10 protein-coding genes are annotated in these 18,140 nt (G+C 67.5%); 7 read left to right on the top strand and 3 right to left on the bottom strand.

What is annotated here, in order from left to right; all coding sequences use genetic code 11:
* Positions 1–57 precede the first annotated feature (57 nt).
* Positions 58–456: a hypothetical protein gene (locus tag ACREB7_RS16910; RefSeq protein ID WP_431593447.1), complete on the bottom strand. Its 399-nt coding sequence runs from the start codon at positions 454–456 to the stop codon at positions 58–60.
* Positions 457–848: 392 nt separating this feature from the next.
* Between ACREB7_RS16910 and ahcY the strand changes: the two genes are divergently transcribed.
* Positions 849–2,264: an adenosylhomocysteinase gene (ahcY, locus tag ACREB7_RS16905; RefSeq protein WP_431593446.1), complete on the top strand. Its 1,416-nt coding sequence runs from the start codon at positions 849–851 to the stop codon at positions 2,262–2,264.
* A gap of 68 nt (positions 2,265–2,332) precedes the next feature.
* On the opposite strand, the gene ACREB7_RS16900 is transcribed toward ahcY, so the two are convergent.
* On the bottom strand, positions 2,333–3,988 hold the full coding sequence (locus tag ACREB7_RS16900) for a tetratricopeptide repeat-containing sulfotransferase family protein (protein ID WP_431593445.1): 1,656 nt from the start codon (positions 3,986–3,988) through the stop codon (positions 2,333–2,335).
* Positions 3,989–4,104: 116 nt separating this feature from the next.
* A complete protein-coding gene (locus tag ACREB7_RS16895; protein WP_431593444.1) occupies positions 4,105–7,242 on the bottom strand; it encodes a TonB-dependent receptor domain-containing protein in 3,138 nt (1,045 codons plus the stop codon).
* Positions 7,243–7,643: 401 nt separating this feature from the next.
* Here ACREB7_RS16895 and ACREB7_RS16890 point away from each other — a divergent pair, with 401 nt between their 5' ends.
* From ACREB7_RS16890 to ACREB7_RS16865, 6 genes are all read left to right on the top strand, one after another.
* The gene (locus ACREB7_RS16890; RefSeq protein WP_431593443.1) at positions 7,644–10,007 is read left to right on the top strand and encodes a PAS-domain containing protein; all 2,364 of its coding nucleotides are present in this window, start codon (positions 7,644–7,646) and stop codon (positions 10,005–10,007) included.
* A complete protein-coding gene (tsaE, locus tag ACREB7_RS16885) occupies positions 10,004–10,456 on the top strand; it encodes a tRNA (adenosine(37)-N6)-threonylcarbamoyltransferase complex ATPase subunit type 1 TsaE (RefSeq protein WP_431593442.1) in 453 nt (150 codons plus the stop codon). Before ACREB7_RS16890 ends, tsaE begins: the two co-directional genes overlap by 4 nt.
* Positions 10,453–11,436 carry an aminoglycoside phosphotransferase family protein gene (locus tag ACREB7_RS16880; RefSeq protein ID WP_431593441.1) on the top strand — a complete coding sequence of 328 codons (984 nt, stop codon included), beginning with the start codon at positions 10,453–10,455 and terminating at the stop codon, positions 11,434–11,436. Before tsaE ends, ACREB7_RS16880 begins: the two co-directional genes overlap by 4 nt.
* Positions 11,433–12,152, top strand: coding sequence for a nucleotidyltransferase family protein (locus tag ACREB7_RS16875; protein WP_431593440.1), 720 nt, complete (start codon positions 11,433–11,435; stop codon positions 12,150–12,152). The genes ACREB7_RS16880 and ACREB7_RS16875 overlap by 4 nt, the downstream gene beginning before the upstream one ends.
* Positions 12,153–12,248: 96 nt before the next feature.
* Positions 12,249–15,242: a double-strand break repair protein AddB gene (gene addB / locus ACREB7_RS16870; RefSeq protein ID WP_431593439.1), complete on the top strand. Its 2,994-nt coding sequence runs from the start codon at positions 12,249–12,251 to the stop codon at positions 15,240–15,242.
* Positions 15,239–18,140 (top strand): UvrD-helicase domain-containing protein (locus ACREB7_RS16865; protein WP_431593438.1); only part of this gene is annotated, 2,902 nt, incomplete at its 3' end. The genes addB and ACREB7_RS16865, both read left to right, overlap by 4 nt.

Below are 18,140 nucleotides of genomic sequence, written 5' to 3'. Positions count from 1 at the left end.
CTCGGTGAAGCGCCCTTCGACAAGCTCAGGGCTACGGCTTTAAGCGCCTCCGAAAGCTCAGCGCGCCAGCGCGAGCAGCGGGCGGCCTTCATTGAGATTGGCGAGCGCGGTGCGCGCGGCCCAGCGCGAATCGACATAGCGGCCGCTGGCCAGTTCCAGATCGTAGCGGATCGGGCTGTCGACGGCGGCATTGTAAGCGGCGGCGGCGTCCTCGGTCCGACCGAGGCGGGCATAAGCGGTGCCGAGGTTGATCAGCCGCGAGGGGTCGCGGGCATCGACGTCGCTCGCGCCGGTGAGCTTGGCGACCGCCGCGCGATTGTCGCCGGCCTTGAGCTCGGCATAGGCGACCGGCAGGAGCTGCGAATCGGCCTGCGGGCCGGTGACGACGATGATCGATTGGGCCGCGGCAGGCGTTGCGAAGGCCAACGCGATGACCGGCAGCAGGATTTTTTTCATCTTTGTATCTCCCCGTAACTTGGGGTGATTTTCTGCCTGCTTCGCACAAAAGTCAATATTTTCAGCCGTTTGTAACATTGCTGTCACAAAAGCCGATTATTCTAATCGCAAGTCGCATTATAAGTCAGGATTTTCAGAATCTTGGGCGGGGCGACTCGCTGTCACATCGGCGGCGGGCCGATTGTCACAATTGCGCCGGTCGAAATTTTTTTCGCGAGGCCGCGCGATTTTGCGCGCCTCGATTCGCGCCCGCGCGTCGTCGGCGGATGCCCCCGGACTTGCGATATAAAGAAAAGTTTATATTTGATCGGAAGGGCGCTTTGAGCTAGGGCGCGCAACATAATTTCGTGACCGCTCGCCTGCGGTCGGACTCGTCAGACTGGAGAAAAGCCGTGGCCACTCTTGCCGCCGACACCCGTGATTATGTGATTGCCGACATCGGCCTCGCCGATTTCGGGCGCAAGGAAATCAACATCGCCGAAACCGAAATGCCGGGCCTGATGGCGCTGCGCAGCGAGTTCGGCGCGGCGCAGCCGCTGAAGGGTGCGAAGATCGTCGGGTCGCTGCACATGACGATCCAGACCGCGGTGCTGATCGAGACGCTGACCGCGCTCGGCGCCGAAGTGCGGTGGGCGACGTGCAACATCTTCTCGACCCAGGACCATGCCGCCGCCGCGATCGCCGCGTCGGGCGTGCCGGTGTTCGCGGTGAAGGGCGAAAGCCTCGCCGATTATTGGGACTATGTCGGCCGCATCTTCGACTGGGGCGTCGAGGACGGCACGACCTGCAACCTGATCCTCGACGATGGCGGCGACGCCACGATGTTCGCGCTGTGGGGCGCGAAGCTCGAGGCCGGGCAGGAAATGCCGGCGCCCGAGAATGAAGAAGAGATCGAAATGCAGCGCGCGCTGAAGGCGTTTGTCGCCGCGAACCCCGGCTACCTGACCAAGACGGTCAAGGCGATCAAGGGCGTGTCCGAAGAAACGACGACCGGCGTCCACCGCCTGTACCACATCGCCAAGAAGGGCGAGCTGCCCTTCCCCGCGATCAACGTCAACGACAGCGTCACCAAGTCGAAGTTCGACAATCTTTATGGCTGCAAGGAGTCGCTGGTCGACGCGATCCGCCGCGGCACCGACGTGATGCTGGCGGGCAAGGTCGCGACCGTCGCCGGCTTCGGCGACGTCGGCAAGGGTTCGGCGCAGTCGCTCCGCAACGGCGGCGCGCGCGTCCTCGTGACCGAAATCGACCCGATCTGCGCGCTGCAGGCGGCGATGGAAGGCTTCGAGGTCGTGACGATGGACGAAGCCGTCCAGCGTTCGGACATCTTCGTCACCGCGACGGGCAACGCCGACGTCATCACCGCCGAGCATATGGCGGGCATGAAGAATATGGCGATCGTCTGCAACATCGGCCACTTCGACAGCGAGATCCAGATCGCGGCGCTCGCCAATTACAAGTGGACCGAAGTCAAGCCGCAGGTCGACCTCGTCGAATTCCCCGACGGCAAGCAGATCATCATCCTGTCGAAGGGCCGCCTGGTGAACCTCGGCAATGCAACGGGCCACCCGAGCTTCGTGATGTCGGCGAGCTTCACCAACCAGACGCTGGCGCAGATCGAGCTGTGGACCCGCAGCGAGCAGTATCAGAACGACGTCTATGTCCTGCCCAAGCACCTCGACGAAAAGGTCGCGGCGCTGCACCTCGACAAGCTGGGCGTGAAACTGAGCCAGCTGAGCCAGAAGCAGGCCGACTATATCGGCGTGCCGGTGGCCGGGCCGTTCAAGCCTGACCATTATCGCTATTGATCGATAGCGATGACGACAAAATGGGGCGCGCCGGGCAACCGGACGCGCCCTTTTTTTTGTGCATGGACTTATGCGGGGGCGAGGTCGCCGAGCGCATGTTTGAGCGGGCCCAACCAGGGTTCGTAATCGCGCCAACGATCGACCGCATCGCTGTTGATCGGGCGCCGCACCTGTTCGGAACTTGCGGTGCGCACCGGCCGGTCATTTTCGTGGAAGCGCAGGCACGCCGGGTCGAAGGGAAGACCGATATGGTCGAGGAGGGCGCGGATCTCGCGCTCGGGGTCCGCAATCAGCGCCTCATGCTGGACGCGCCACACATGCGCGGGCAGCGCCGCGTCGAAATGGGCGAGCAGGCGGACATAGTCGCGATAATAATGACCCATGTCGGTCAGCGAATAGGAGAAGGCCTGGCCGCGCGCGTAAAATTGTTTGAAGTTGGAAAAACAGCAGGACATCGCATGTCGCCGCGCATCGACGATCCGCGCGTTCGGCAGGATCAGACGGATGAAGCCGATATTCTGCCAATTATTGGGTTGTTTGTCGATGAACAGCAGCCGGTCGGTCTTGCGATGCACCGCCGCCGCGCGCAGATAGGCGGCGCCGAGTTCGGCGACCTCATCGGCCGACAATTCTGCCAGGATAGCGGGGTAGGCGGCGCGGCGATCGCGCCAGCGCTCGCTGACGACGCGCTGGATGAGCAGCGGGATGTCGGGTAGTTCGGCCGTTCCCTCGATATCGGCATGGCTCGCCAGAATTTGCTCGACCAAGGTCGAGCCGGCGCGCGGCATCCCCAGGATGAAGATCGGATCGTGGTCTTTCGCGCCCCAGTCCGCACGCGCCGCGAAAAATTCGGGGGTGAAAAGCGCGATCGAGCTGTCGACGTCGCCGCTGACGATTTCCGGGCGATAGCCGCGCTCGCCGCGGCGCAGCCGGTTGGCATCGGCATAGTGGCGGAATGACGACGCAAAATCCTTGCGATCCTCCAGCGCCTTGCCGAGCGCGAACTGGAGGTAGATACGGCGCCCGTCCTCGGCGGGCAGCCCGGCCAGCGACTGCTCCATCGCCGCGATGTCGTCGTCCGAAAATTTCACGACCTTCAGATTGGCGAGCCCCCACCACGCCTCGGTGCGGGTCGGGTCGAGTGCGATGGCGCGGCGATAGCCCTCGACGCTGTCGGTCAGCCGGCCGACGGTTTTGGCCAGGTTGGCGGACCCCACCCATAGCCAGGCTTCGTCGCCGCGCGTCGCCAGCGCCGCTTCGTAGCAGCGCGCGCAGGCGTCATATTCCCCCATCTGGCCGAGCATGGTGAGCTTGGCGCTGAGCGCCGGCCGGTCGAGCGGGAACAGGTCGAGGATCTCGTCGAACAGGACAAGCGCTTCGGCGGCGCGATTCTCTTTGATCAGATTATTGGCAAGGTTCAGCTTTGCATCGGCAAAATCGGGCATGATCGCCAGGACGCGGCGAAAGAGCTTTTCGCTCTCGGGATAGATGCCGACGCGGTTCGCAATATCGCCGAGGATGCACAGGGCCGCGACATGGTCGGGGTTTTTCGCGAGGAAGGGTCGCAGCGCCGCCTCGGCCTGGGCCAGCTTGCCGGCGCTGAGCAGGCGAATGGCGGCGAGAACATCGGGGTCTTGCGACTGGCGTTCGATCATCTTCATGTCGCGTGCGACGGCCGCCAACCGGTCGCGATGCTCGGGCGAGGTCGTGATGGCTTCAACCATGGTCGGGCTTTTGGATCGATGCGGACATAGTCCCGATTTCTGCCATCGCGCGGCTGCATAGGCCACAAAAAAGGGCCGGGGGATGACCCCGGCCCTTCTGAAAAACGGCTATGCCGTCAATATTTGGCGACGAAGCCGGCATAGAAGAAGCGGCCCCGGTTGGTGTAGATGCCGCTGCCGCCACCTGCGCCCGACAGGCCGAAGGGCGGGTTGGTGTTGAACAGATTGTCGACGCCGGCATAGAAATCATATTTCTTTTCGACTTCGACGTTGAATCGCAGATCGTGGTACCAGGTGGTCGGGTAGAATTTATACTGGTCCTCGAACGCGTCTTCGTTCTGCGGGGCACGGCCCTGGACGCTGAAATAATTTTCATAGGCGCCGTTGGTCTGCTTGCCGATGTAGCGGACGCGATAACCGAAGGTGAACGGTCCGCTCTTGATCGACCCGTTGATGTTGAACAAATCTTCCGGATCGCCCAGCTCGCCCAGGACGCGATCGGCGCGGCCGGGGTTGGTCGGGTCCAGATAATTGTTGTTCTTCAGCGCGTGGGTATAGACGGCATGCAGGCTCAAATGGCCGATCTTGCCGATGTCGCGCTCATATCCGGCCTCGAAATCGATCCCGCTGACTTCGAGCTGCGCATAGTTCAGCGGCACCACCTGAAGGCTGCCCTCAAGGATACGACCCTGAATTTCGCCGCGCGGACCGCCGCCCGCCCCCGCGCGCTCGAACAAGGCGCAGAACTGGTTGTTGATATCGGCGGCGTCGTAGCAGGAATTGATGATGCCCTGCGCCGAGGGTGCGGTGATAACCTGATTGACCTTGATCAGATAATAGTCGGCCGAGACGAAGAAGCCCGGCAGGAATTCGGGCCGGAACACGCCGCCGATCGTATAGGAGTCGGAGGTTTCTTCGCCGAGGTTCGGGTTGCCGCCCGACAGGAAGCCGAGCGAACTGGTATAGACATAGTCATAGCCGGTCGGAACGCCGTCGGCGGCGCAGTTGGCCGCACGGGTCGATGCGCCAGTACCGATGTTCCGCGCCGAGCAGGGATCGCCGACGGTGGCGAAATTCTGTCCGAGCGGGGTGTAGAGATCGGCGAGGTTCGGGGCGCGGACCGAGCGGCCATAGTTGGCGCGCAGGCGGAGCGAGCGGATCGGAGCCCATTCGACGCCGCCGTTATAGGCATAGACCGTGCCGGTCGCGCCCTTGTAATCGGCGATACGTCCGGCGCCGCTGATCGTCAGTTCCTGCAGGAAAGGCACGTCCTTCACGATCGGGATGCGCAATTCGCCATAGACTTCCTTCACCTCGAAGGACGGCGGATCGAATTGCGGGATGGCGTTGTAGAAGGTCACGCCCGCCGCGGTGCCGGCATCCTGGACATAGGATGCGGTCTCGCGCCGATATTCGGCGCCGACGGCGAAGCCGACCGGGCCGCCCGGCAGTTCAAACCAGCTGCTGCTGTCGCCCGAGAGGAAGGCGCTGGCGACAAATTGCGTGATCTTGCCGTCGGCGAAGCTGTTTTCGAGCAGATAGTTACGCGCCGCCTGGGTGACGTTGCCGCTGCCGAACAGATTGACCGGGACGCAGGCCGCGACATCGGCGGCGAGCTGGGCCGCTGCATAGGCGCTGTTCGATGCCCCTTCAAAGGGGATGCGAGCCGAAGGATCGACGGTGGCGCGGCAGACGATATTGCCATTCGCGGCGCCGCCGGTCGCCAGCCCCTGGTCGACCGCGTCGATCGCCAGCAGATAGCGCTGCAGGTTCACGTTGCCGTTGATGTCGGTATGTTCGCGGAACTCGCCATAGTTGGCCGACACTTCGAAATGCCAGTCATCGTTGAAATCGCCGCGCACACCGGCAACCGCGCGATAGGTTTCGCGCCGCGCCCGTTCCTCGCGATTGCTGAGGTCGATCGCGTTCTTGTAGAACAGGAAGCCGCGCTGATCGGCATCGGGAATGCCGTCCGAGCTCGAATTGCCGTTGGCGTCATAATAGTCGCCATAATAATCGCGGATGATCGGCTTCGCCTGTTCGTTCAGATACGGGTTCTGGGTGAAGAAGCGTTCGCGCGGCGAGCCGGTGGCGCCGGTGAAAAAGGGACCCGACGCGTTGCCCAGCGAATCGGTGCGCACATATTTGGCTTCGATGAAGGGCACGAAGGCCGGCGTGATCTCGAAATGACCGATCAGGTTGGCGCTGTAGCGGTCGAGCTTGGGCGACAGGCCGAATTGGGTGCCGTCGCGGAAATTATCGCCGTTGCCGCCGATATAGGAGGGCAGCGGCGGCCGACCGACCGGGGTTCCCGTCTGGCGGACCAGGGAGCCGTTGGGTTGGAAAATGAACGGCGCGTAGCTCGAACCGCCGAGATAGGAGAGGAAGGTGCCGGCGTTGCTATAGGTGCCGCTGCGAATATCCTGATAGAAAAGCGCGTCGGGGGTGCCGTCGCTGCCGTTCGGCGAGCCAGCCGGGTCGGTGTCGACGGTGATGAAGCCGTTGGTCTGCCGCAGGTTGGGGCGGCCCGAGGCGTAATAATCTTCCTGATGCGCATATTCGAGGTTGATCGCGACGTTGCCGCGCCCGTCGGCGAAATTCTTGCCCGCAAGAAGGCTGGCATAATAGGAGCCGGCGTCGCCATATTTGCTGACGCCCGACTGGCCGCGCAGCTGCAGGCCTTCGAACGAATCCTTGAGGATGAAGTTGACCACGCCCGCCAGCGCGTCGGACCCGTAAACGGCCGAATTGCCGCCGGTCACGACGTCGACGCGCTCGATCAGGTCGGTCGGGATGGTGTTGACGTCGGGGGATACGGCGTTGCTGAGCACGTCGCTGCCGACATGGCGGCGGCCATTGACCAGCACCAGCGTGCGCTGGGTGCCGAGACCGCGAAGGTCGAGCAGGTTGAGGCCCGAGGTGCCGAGAAAGCGCGTCGAGTTCGACTGGCTGAAGGTGCTGCGCAGCGACGGCAGTTCGTTCAGCGTATCGCCGACCGACGTGTTGCCGGTTTCGAAAAATTCGGCGCCCGAAACGCTGACGATCGGAACTTGCGATTCAAGATTGGGGCGGGCGATGCGCGACCCGGTGACGACGATCGTGTCGCTGCCTTCGGCGGCGGCGGTGCCATCGGCGTTATCGACCTCCGCATCTTGCGCAAAAGCCGGTGTCGCGCAGAGCATCGCGATGGCCGAAACGCTCAGCAATGCGAAATTTTTACGCGACTGTCCCGTCGCCAGACCCTTGTTTTTCATAATGAACTTCCCCGGTTTTCAAATTTTGGGCCGAATATCTGCCCTTGTGATGCTTGCAATATGACCGGACCAAAGCGATTTTGGACTCCGTTCATCGCGCCACATTGACAAGGATTTTCAAAGCTTAGGGGCCATGTCAAGCGCGGCGTCCTCAACTCGTCGCTTTCGTTTCCGATGTGACTTTCCGATCACAGGCGAGACCAGCGCATTGCGGGCCGGTCGCCCGTGCCGGGCCGCCGCCGCGTGGCGATTGCGGGGACAAAATGATGGTCCGCGCGGCCACCGGACGGCGCCGCGCGGCGATCGGCGGTGACATGCGATTGAAACCTGACTCCATCGCCTTTAGGGCTGGCGATCATGGCAAGGGCGTCGGCGGCGGAAATGCGGGAGCGTGAAGGGGGATGAGCGGTGCGCTGTCCCCGACCCTGACGTTCGCGCTCGGCGGCTTTGCGGCGCTGTGGCTGCTGCTCGGCATCTGGGCGGCGGGGCGCGGCCTCGCGATGCAGCGGCGCTCGGCCTTTGCGGCGGCGCAGACCGAGCGGCTCGCGAGCCTGGTCGAAGCCTCGCCCTATCTGCCCGTCGTGGTGCGCGGCGACTGGCGGATCGAGGCGAGCGAACGGCTCGGCCGCTGGCTGGGGCTCGAGCGCGGGCCGCGCAATTTCGACGAGCTTTGCGGATTGGGCGCCGGGCTCGAAAGTGCCGACCATGAGGCGCTGCGCCAGGCGATCCTCGGCGCGCAGCGCGGCGCCAAGCCTTTCTCGATGAGCCTGCGGCCGCAGGGCGGGTCGCGGACGATCCTGATCCATGGCGGCCCCGCGCCGGCGGCGATCGGGGGATCGGGCAGCGTCCTCCTGTGGCTCGACGATGCGACCGAAAGCCTGTCGTCGCAGATCGCGCTCAAGACCGAGCGCGACGAGGCGATGGCGGCCTTCGAGGCGCTGTCGGGACTGATCGAGGTCGCGCCCTTTCCGATGTGGTTCCGCGACACACGGCTCGAACTGGCGCTGGTCAACCAGGCCTATGTCCGCGCGGTCGAGGCGAAGAGCGCCGATGTCGTGATCGACCAGGGCATCGAGTTGCTCGAACCCGTCGCCGGGTTGAGCGCGGGCGAAGCGGCGCAGGCGGCGCGGACCGCCGGGGAGGCGCAGCTGCGCACCGTGCCGGTGACGATCGCGGGCGAGCGGCGGATCATGCGCGTCGTCGACGTGCCGCTGACCCCGCAGGGCGGCCCGCCGATCGGGGTCGCGGGCTATGCGATCGACGTGCAGGAGCTGGAAAGCGAGCGCGGCGCGCATCGCCGCTTTGCCGAAACGCAGCGCGAATTGCTCGACCGGCTGTCGGCGGCGGTGGCGCAGTTCGGGCCCGACCAGGGCCTTGTCTTCGCCAACCAGCCGTTTCGCCGCATGTTTGACCTGGGCGCCGATGCGATCGCCGAGATCCCGGCCTTTGCGCGGCTGCTCGATGCCTGGCGCGATGCCGGGCGGACCCCCGAGGTGCGCGACTATCCCGAATGGAGGCAGGCGCATGTCGACTGGTTCGCGCAGGCCGAGGCGAGCGAGGAGGAGTGGCTGCTGCGCGACGGGACGCATCTGCGCGTCGTCGGCCAGCCGACCCCCGATGGCGGGCTGTTGCTGATCGCCGAGGATCGCACCGAGCAGGTGCAGCTGGCGGGCGCGCGCGACACGCTGCTGCGGGTGCGGACCGCGACCTTCGACAATCTGTTCGAGGCGGTGGCGGTGTTTGCGCCCGACGGGCGGCTGCATCTGTGGAACCAGCGCTTCCGCCGCCTGTGGGGGGTCGACGAACCGACGCTGGCGGCGCATCCGCGCGTCGATGCGCTGATGGGCGGGCTGGCCGACCGGCTGGCCAAGCCGAACCAGATCAGCATCGTGCAGGAGGTGATCCGCGCCGCGACATTGGAGCGCACCCAGCGCGTCGGCGAAATCCGCTTCAAGGATGGACGCCATTTCGATTTCGCCGCGATTCCCTTGCCCGACGGCAATGCGCTGCTGATCATGCTCGACGTCAGCGACAGCCGGAAGATGGAATCGGCGCTGCGCGAACGCAACGAAGCGCTCGAGGCGGCCGACAAGGTCAAGACCGCCTTTCTGTCGCGGATGAGTTACGAGCTGCGCACGCCGCTGACCTCGATCGGCGGCTTTGGCGAGATGTTGCAGGCGGGCTATGCCGGCAAGCTCGCCGACAATCAGCAGGCCTATGTCGACGCGATCATGGATTCGGTCGCGGTGCTCGGGCGGCAGATCGACAATGTGCTCGACCTCGCGCAGGGGGAGGCGGGCACCTTGGCGGTCGAGCGCGCGCCGGTCGATGTCGCGGCGTTGCTGAACCGCGCGCTCGCCGACGGGAAACCCTTTGCCGCCGCCGAAGGGATCGAACTCGTCGGTAATATGTCCGCCGATCTGGGCGGCATCGCGGGCGATGCGGCGCGGCTGTCGCGATTGGTCGCCGGGCTGCTCGACAATGCGGTGCGCTACACCGCGCCGAGCCGCAAGAAGGGCGGGCGCGTGCTGCTCCACGCCGATGGCGATGCGAAGGGGGTCGATATCATCGTGTCCGACAATGGCCCGGGCATGCCCGACGCGGTCGCTGCGGTCACCAAGGGTCAGCAGGCGGGGACGCAGAGCGGCGGCATCGGCCTCGCGCTCGCGCGCCAGCTCGTCGCCGCGCATGGCGGGACGATGGAGGTGGTGAGCGAGAAGGGGCAGGGGACGCTGGTGCGTGTGAGCCTGCCGCGCGGCGGATGACAATCTATCGTGACGACTATGCGCTCGCCGAGGCCGGACGGATCGGGGCTGCCATCGGTCAGGCTTTGATGCCCGGCGATGTCGTGCTGCTGTCGGGCGATCTCGGCGCGGGCAAGACGACGCTGGCGCGCGCGATGCTGAAGGCGCGCGGGCTGGTCGGCGAGGCGCCGAGCCCGACCTTTGCGATCGTCCAGCCCTATGCGCCGCCCGAGGTCGATTTGCCGATCGCGCATGTCGACCTGTACCGGATCGAGGACGAAGATGAGCTGATCGAGCTGGGGCTCGACGATTATCTCTATGACGGCGCGCTGCTGATCGAATGGCCCGAGCGGCTGGGGGCGCAGGGCTGGGCCGATGCGCTGTCGCTGACGATTTCGGGGAGCGGCGATGCACGCGCCTTGACAGCAGAGGTGCCGGCGTCTTGGGGGAGCCGATGGCCGCTCCGATGATTCCGCCCCCCCATGCGCCCGCCTTCCTCGCCGCGCATGGCTGGGGCGACGCGCAGATTCTGCCGCTCGCGGGCGATGCGTCGTTCCGGCGCTATTTCCGCGTCGTCGGCGAAGGCCGCCGGGCGGTGCTGATGGACGCGCCGCCGCAGCATGAGGATTCGCGCCCGTTCATCGCGATCGCCGAATATCTGTGCGAACAGGGGCTGAATGCGCCGACGATCCTCGCGCGCGATCTGGAGCAGGGGCTGCTGCTGATCGAGGATTTCGGCGATGTGCGGCTGCGCGAAACGATCGATGCGGCGCCGCAGGACGAGATGGCGCATTATGCCGGGGTGACCGATCTGCTGGTCCACCTTCATGCACGCCCGCCGATGGCGGGACTGCCGGTGCACGGGCTGGAACAATGGCTCGACGAGGTGATGCTGTTCAGCGACTGGTATTGCCCGGCGCTGGAGATCGAGGTCGACCGCGACGCGTTCCGCGCGGCGTGGGAGGCGGCGCTGCTGCCGGTCGAGAAGGACGGCCTGCCGCGCGTCACCGTGCTGCGCGATTTCCATGCCGAAAATATCATGCTGGTCGGTGGCAAGGCGGGGGTCGAACATTATGGCCTGCTCGATTTCCAGGACGCGCTGATCGGTCATCCCGCCTATGATCTGGCGTCGGTGCTGGAGGATGCGCGGCGCGACGTGAGCCCTGCGGTCGAGGCGGCGATGCTCGCGCGCTACCAGGGCGCGACCGGGACCGACATCGACAGCGCCTATTGGGCGCTCGCGGCGCAGCGCAATACGCGCATATTGGGGGTTTTTGTGCGGCTGTGGAAGCGCGACGGCAAGCCCGGTTACCGCCAGTTCCAGCCGCGCATGTGGGGGCTGCTCGAACGCGACCTCGCGCATCCGGCGCTCGCCCCGGTGCGGGCGTGGTTCGACGAGAATATTCCCGCCGACAAGCGCGCGGCGGCATGGGAAGAGTTCGGGGCATGACCGCGACAATCGAAAGCGCGATGGTGATGGCGGCGGGGCTGGGCAAGCGCATGCGCCCCCTCACCGCCACCCGGCCCAAGCCGCTGGTGCGGGTCGCGGGCAAGCCGCTGATCGACCATAGCCTCGACCGGATCGAGGCGGCGGGGATCGGCCATGTCGTGGTCAATGTCCATTATCTCGCCGACGCCTTGGAGGCGCATCTCGCGGCGCAGAAGCGTAATTTCACCATCGCGATTTCGGACGAGCGCGACCGGCTGCTCGAAACCGGCGGCGGCATGATGAAGGCGCTGCCGCAGCTGACCGGCGACCCGATCCTGATCGTCAACAGCGACAATATCTGGACCGACGGGCCGCAGGACAGCATCGCACAGCTCGCGCGGCACTGGGACGGCGACCGCATGGACGCGCTGCTGCTGGTGATCCGGCAGGCGAGCGCAACGGGGCACGGCGGGCGCGGCGATTTCCATATGGACCCCAATGGGCAATTGTCGCGGCGCAAGCCCGCGCGGATCGCGCCCTTCGTCTATACCGGCGTCCAGCTGGTGTCGCGCCGGTTGCTCGTCGATGCGCCCGAGGGGCCGTTTTCGACCAACATTTTCTGGGACCGCGCGATCGCTGCGGGGCGGCTCTATGGCCTGTCGCACATGGGGCAATGGTTCGACGTCGGCACCCCGGCGAGCATCGCGCCGACCGAAGCAGCGCTGACCGAGGTTTGACACAGATCGTCATCCCGGCGAAGGCCGGGATCTCACCGGTGCGTCAGGCGGACAGGCTGAGAACCCGGCCTTCGCCGGGATGACGAAGGAAGTGTAATGGCTGACGCCAAGCCCATCCTCTTCTCCATCCCGGTCCAGCGGGCCTTTTCCGACGCGCTCGCCGCCGGGCTGATCGCGCGTTTCGCCGACGGTGCGCTGGGGCTGGCCGAGGGGCTGATCCTGCTCCCCAGCAACCGCGCGCGCAGCGCGGTGCAGGCGGCGTTCGTGCGCGCGGGCGGCGACGGCCTGCTGATGCCGCGGCTCGTGGTGATCGGCGACGCCGATCTCGACGAAGAGGTCGCGCTGGCGCTCGATGCGATCGACGAGGACGCGCCCTTGCCGCAGGCGATCGATCCGCTGCGGCGGCGGCTGATGCTGACGGCGCTGATCGAAAAATATAACCCCGCCGGCGAGGAAGCGATCACCGGCGCGGCGGCGTTCCAGCTTGCCGAGGGACTGGGGCGGGTGATCGACCAGCTCCATTATGAGGAGGTCGCACCGGCGCGGCTCGGCGACATCGAAGCGGCGCTGGGCGATCTGGCGGGACATTGGCAGGCATCGTGGCAGCGGCTGCGGCTGCTGGTCGAGCATTGGCCCGCCGCCCTCAAGCGCGCCGGGATGATCGACCGCGCTGAGCGGCGCAACCGCCTGCTCGACCGGGTCGCGGCGGGCTGGCGCGCCGCGCCGCCGGAACGCTTTGTCGTCGCGGCCGGGATCACGACGGCGGCGCCGGCGATCGCGCGGCTGCTGCGCACGGTCGCCGATATGGCGCGCGGCATGGTCGTGCTGCCCGGGCTCGATCTGGATATGGCGGAGCCGGAGTGGGACGCGCTCGGTCCGGTCGTCGCCGACCCCGAAGGCCCGGCGCGACCGCTGGAGACGCATCCGCAATATCATCTGAAGCTGCTGCTCGGGCGCATGGGCGTCGCGCGCGGCGAGGTTCGGACGTGGGACGCGACGACGGATTTCGACGGGCCTGCGGCGCGCGCGTCGTTCGTCTCGCTGCTCTTTGCGCCCGCCGCCTATACGGCGCGCTGGCAGCAGGAGAAGGATCTGGCCGCGGGGATTGCCGGGCTTTCCGGCGCGGTGTTCGCCGACGACGGGCAGGAGGCGCAGGGCATCGCGCTGATGATGCGCGCAGCGATCGAGACGCCGGGGCGCACCGCAGCGCTGGTCACCCCCGACCGCGCGCTCGCCGAGCGGGTCGCCAGCGCGCTCACGCGCTGGGGCATTGCGGTCGACGACAGCGCGGGGCGGCCGTTGGCGCAATTGCCGCCGGGGACGCTGCTGCTCGGGCTCGCCGAACTGGCGGCGCGCTTCGATCCGGTGCGGCTGTTGACAGTGCTGGGCCACCCGCTGGTGCGGGGGGGCGCGGATCGGCTGGCATGGCTCGACCAGGTCCGGCGGCTCGACCTGCTGCTGCGCGAGCCCGGACTGACGCCGGGCTGGGACGGGGTGTCGGTGCGTCTGGCGTTGCTGGCCGCCGACGACAAGGCGCATGGCCATCGCGCCGCAGTGCAGTTGAGCGACTGGTGGAGCGAGCTGGTCGAAGGGCTTGGCGCGCATCTGGCGCCGCTCGCCGCCGGAACGGCGGTGCCGCCCGCGACCTTGCTTGCGGCGTTGCAGGCGGGGCTCGGCTGGCTCACCGGCGATGCGGTATGGGCGGGGCCGGCGGGGCGGCAGCTCGCCGAGCTGTTCGATCGCTGGACGCTCGCCAAGGGCGACGGACCGGCGCTGGTCGCGCCGACCGATTTCCCCGCGATGCTCGCCGACCTGCTCGGCGGCGAAAGTGTAAGGCCGCCTTATGGCGGACATCCGCGGCTGTTCATCTGGGGGTTGCTCGAGGCGCGGTTGCAGCGCGCCGATGTGATGATTTTGGGCGGGCTCGACGAGGGGCGGTGGCCGCAGGCGGTCAGCCCCGACCCCTGGCTCGCGCCCGGCATCCGCCGCCTGCTCGGCCTCGCGGCGCCCGAGCGGCAGCAGGGGATGGCGGCGCATGATTTCGCGGGCGCGCTCGCGGCGGGCAAGGTGGTGGTGACCCGGGCGCAACGCAGCGGCGGCGACCCGGCGGTGGCGTCGCGCTTCTGGCTGCGGTTGAGCGCGCTCGCGGGCGAACTGCCCGAGGCGCGGATCAGCGGGCAATCGGTGACCGGGCTGGCGGCGCTGCTCGATGTGCCGACGGGCGATCCCTTGCCGACATCGCGGCCATCGGTCGCGCCGCCGGCCGAGGCGCGTCCCGATGCGATCAGCGTCACCGGGGTCGACCAGCTCGCGCGCGATCCCTTTGCCTTTTACGCGGCGAAGATCCTGCGGCTGAGCGCGCTCGACCCGCTGAGCCAGGGCCCCGACGCCAAATGGTTCGGGACGCGCTTGCATAAGCTGCTCGAGGATTGGCAGCGCGCGGGGATGACCGAGGCGGCGCTCGACGCGGAACTGGCGGGGCTCGCCGCCGACCCGGCGCTCGACGCGCTGGCGCGCGCCTTCTGGTTGCCGCGCATCGTCCCGTCGCTGCGCTGGGCGGCGGAGCGGGTGTGGGCCGAACGCGAGGAGCGCTGGCCGGTCGCGAGTGAGGTCAAGGGCGCGATGGTCGTCGATGGCATCCGGCTGCACGGCAAGGCCGACCGGATCGACCAGCTCGCCGACGGCAGCCTCGCGATCGTCGACTACAAGAGCGGCGCGGCGCCGTCGGGCAGCGCGGCGGCGGCGGGGCTCGATAATCAGCTTGGTCTGCTCGGGCTGCTCGCCGAGGCGGGGCAGGTCGACGGGCTCGACGCGGCGCCGGTGGGGGCGCTCGAATATTGGAGCCTGAAGCGCGACCGCGCCAAGGGCGAGGAGGGCAAGATCGCGCCGACCCACGGCGGACGGCGCGACCTGAAGACGGCGGCGGAAGCGGTCGAGCGCGCGGCGGAGGCGCTGGCCGACCTGACGGCGCGCTTCCTGCTCGGGCAGGAGCCGTTCGTGCCGGGCGATGCGGGTCGGCGCTATACCGATTTCGACCAGTTGATGCGGCGCGACGAATGGTTCGGGCGCGACGATGGCGGCGCGGCATGACGCGGCTGTTCGACCTCGACCCCGGACAGAGCGCGGCGGCGCATCCCGAAGATCATGTGTGGCTCGGCGCTTCGGCGGGGACCGGCAAGACGCAGGTGCTGTCGGCGCGGGTGCTGCGGCTGATGCTCGGCGGCGTGTCGCCCGAGGCGATATTGTGCATCACCTTCACCAAGGCGGGGGCCGCTGAAATGGCGCACCGCATTCACGAGCGGCTGGCTTTGTGGGTGCGGATGGACGACGGCGACCTGCGGCTCGACCTGCGCGCGCTGGGCGCCGATTGGGACACGTCGGGGATCCTCGACCGCGCGCGGTCGCTGTTCGCCACCGTCATCGACAGCCCGGGCGGCGCGATCCGCGTCCAGACGATCCACAGTTTCTGCCAGACCTTGCTCGCGAGCTTCCCGCTCGAGGCGAAGATATTGCCGGGCTTTCGTCCGCTCGAGGACAGCGAGGCGAGCGCGTTGCAGCGCGCGGTGCTGGGCACATTGTTGTCGCAGCGGGATGCCGACGGCGATGCGATGCGCACCGTCGCGGCGATGTTGTCGCGGCGGATGGGACAGGATGCGGCGATCGCTTTCCTCGTGCGCTGCGCCGGCAGTTTCGGCGCCGCGAACCAGCCGCGCCTGTCGCCCAAGGCGAGCGATGTGCGCGAGGCGCTGGGACTGCCGCCGGGCGACGCTGCGGCCTGGCAGATCGCGTCGCTCGAACGTGGGCTGGTCGACGACGCCGACATCGCGGCGGTCGCGGCGAGCGGGCGCGCGTGGGGCACCAAGACCGGCGATGCCCGCGCGGCGTTGATGGGCGAATGGCAGCAGGCCGGGCCGCAAGCGCGCGCGGCGATGCTGCCCGCGCTGCGCGGCTGTTTCGTCACCGGCACCGGCGACCTGCGCGCCGACTTCGCCAAGGAAACGGGCAAGATGCACGGCTGCCTCGGCGCCGCGACGCGGATCGTCGGGGTGGTCGATGCGCTGGTGGCGACGGCGGCGGCGATGGCGGTGGCCGACGACCTTGCCGCCGCCTGGGATTTGGGGAGCCGCTTCGCCGAGGCTTATGCGCTGGCGAAGCGCGAGGCGGGGCTCGCCGACTTCGACGATCTGATCGGGATCGCGGGTCGTTTGCTGAGCGTCGGCGATTTCGGCGACTGGGTGCGCTTCAAGCTCGACCAGCGCACCGACCATATCCTGGTCGACGAGGCGCAGGACACCAATGCGCGGCAATGGGCGATCGTGCTGGCGCTGGCGGAGGAGTTCTTCGCCGGGCAGGGCGCGAAGGACGACCGGGTGCGGACGATGTTCACCGTCGGCGACCGCAAGCAGGCGATCTTCGGCTTCCAGGGCACCGAGCCTGCGGCGTTTGAGGCGGCGCGGCTTCGATTCAGCCAGCGCGCGGCGGAGGGCGAACGGCCCTTCAAGGGTGTTGATCTGGTCACCAATTACCGGTCGAGTCCGGCCGTGCTCGACGTGGTGGACCAATGGATCGCGGCAGGCGCAACCGAGTTGATGGGGCTCGACAGCGGTGAAAAACAACCGCTGCCTTTCAAGAACATGCATCCGGGGCGGGTCGAGCTGTGGCAGCCGCTGCCTGTGGGCAAGGCGCTCGACATCGCCGACGAGGAGGAGGCGGTCGAGGCCGAGAGTGAGGACGGCGAAGGCGCGCCGTCCGCCGACAGCCTCGCCGCCGCGAGCGACCCTGCCAGCCTGCGCCTGTCGCGCGCGATCGCCGACGAGGTGCAGGACTGGATCGCCAACGGCAAGGACGGGCGCAGCGTCGCGCCGGGCGATGTGCTGATCCTCGTCCGCCGTCGCCGCGACCTTGCGGCGCGGATCGTCGCGTGGTTGCAGTCGCGCCATGTGCCGGTGGCGGGCGTCGACCGCTTCGCGCTGACCCAGCCGCTGGCGGTGCAGGATCTGCTGGCGGCGATGCGCTTCGCGGTGCAGCCGCTCGACGATCTCAACCTGTCGGCGCTGCTCGTGTCGCCCTTGTTCGGCTGGACGCAGGAGGCGCTGTTCGATTTTGCCCATGGGCGGCCGTCGTCGCTGTGGGCCGCCCTGCGCGACCGTCGCGACGAGGTCCCGGTCGAAACGATGACGGCGCTTGGCGACCTGCTCGGCATGGCCGATTTCACCACACCCTTCCGCTTCCTCGACCGCATCCTGTCGGGGCCGCTCGACGGGCGGCGCAAGCTTTATGCGCGGCTGGGGCGCGAGGCGCGCGACCCGATCGACGAACTGCTGTCGCAGGCGCTCGCCTTCGAGCGGCTGGAGGTGCCGTCGCTGCTCGGTTTCCTGACGCGGATCGACGCGAGCACCGCCGACATCAAGCGCCAGACCGAGGCGCGCAGCGACGTCGTGCGCGTGATGACGGTGCACGGGTCGAAGGGCTTGCAGGCGCCGATCGTCATCCTCGCCGATGCGACCGACGACCCGGCGTCGAAGCGGCTGAACTTCGACCTGTCGCTGAACGGCTGGGACAAATTGCCCGCCTTCGCGCTGGGCAGGGAAGAGCGACACGGTAAGGTCGCCGACGCGCATGATGCGAAGCAGCGCGCCGAACTGCAGGAACATTGGCGGCTGCTGTACGTCGCGATGACGCGCGCCGAGGACCTGCTGGTGGTCACCGGCATCACCAAGACCGCCGACCGCAGCCTGCCCGCCGACAATTGGCACGGCGCGGTCGATGCGGTGATGGCGGATATGGGGCTCGACTGGGAGGATGCGGGGCCGCGCTGGGGGCAGAAGCGCGTCCATGCGGTGCATCCCAGGAAGTGGCCGCGCGCGGCGGCGGCGACGACCGGCGCGGGTGCGCCGCCGGTTGTCGTTCCCGACTGGGCGCATCGCCCCGCGCCCGAGGAAGCGCGCCCGCCGCGCCCGCTCGCGCCTTCGGCGCTGGGCGAGGACG

Source organism: Sphingopyxis sp. (assembly GCF_050725615.1).
Taxonomy (GTDB): domain Bacteria; phylum Pseudomonadota; class Alphaproteobacteria; order Sphingomonadales; family Sphingomonadaceae; genus Sphingopyxis.
This window is presented reverse-complemented; position numbering and strand designations above follow the sequence as displayed.

Excerpts from the sequence above, each read along its gene's own strand:
- ACREB7_RS16880 (WP_431593441.1), top strand. The coding sequence starts at position 10,453 with ATGATTCCGCCCCCCCATGCGCCCGCCTTCCTCGCCGCGCATGGCTGG.
- ACREB7_RS16910 (WP_431593447.1), bottom strand. The coding sequence starts at position 456 with ATGAAAAAAATCCTGCTGCCGGTCATCGCGTTGGCCTTCGCAACGCCT.
- addB (WP_431593439.1), top strand. The coding sequence starts at position 12,249 with ATGGCTGACGCCAAGCCCATCCTCTTCTCCATCCCGGTCCAGCGGGCC.
- ACREB7_RS16900 (WP_431593445.1), bottom strand. The coding sequence starts at position 3,988 with ATGGTTGAAGCCATCACGACCTCGCCCGAGCATCGCGACCGGTTGGCG.
- ACREB7_RS16890 (WP_431593443.1), top strand. The coding sequence starts at position 7,644 with ATGAGCGGTGCGCTGTCCCCGACCCTGACGTTCGCGCTCGGCGGCTTT.
- tsaE (WP_431593442.1), top strand. The coding sequence starts at position 10,004 with ATGACAATCTATCGTGACGACTATGCGCTCGCCGAGGCCGGACGGATC.
- ACREB7_RS16895 (WP_431593444.1), bottom strand. The coding sequence starts at position 7,242 with ATGAAAAACAAGGGTCTGGCGACGGGACAGTCGCGTAAAAATTTCGCA.
- ACREB7_RS16875 (WP_431593440.1), top strand. The coding sequence starts at position 11,433 with ATGACCGCGACAATCGAAAGCGCGATGGTGATGGCGGCGGGGCTGGGC.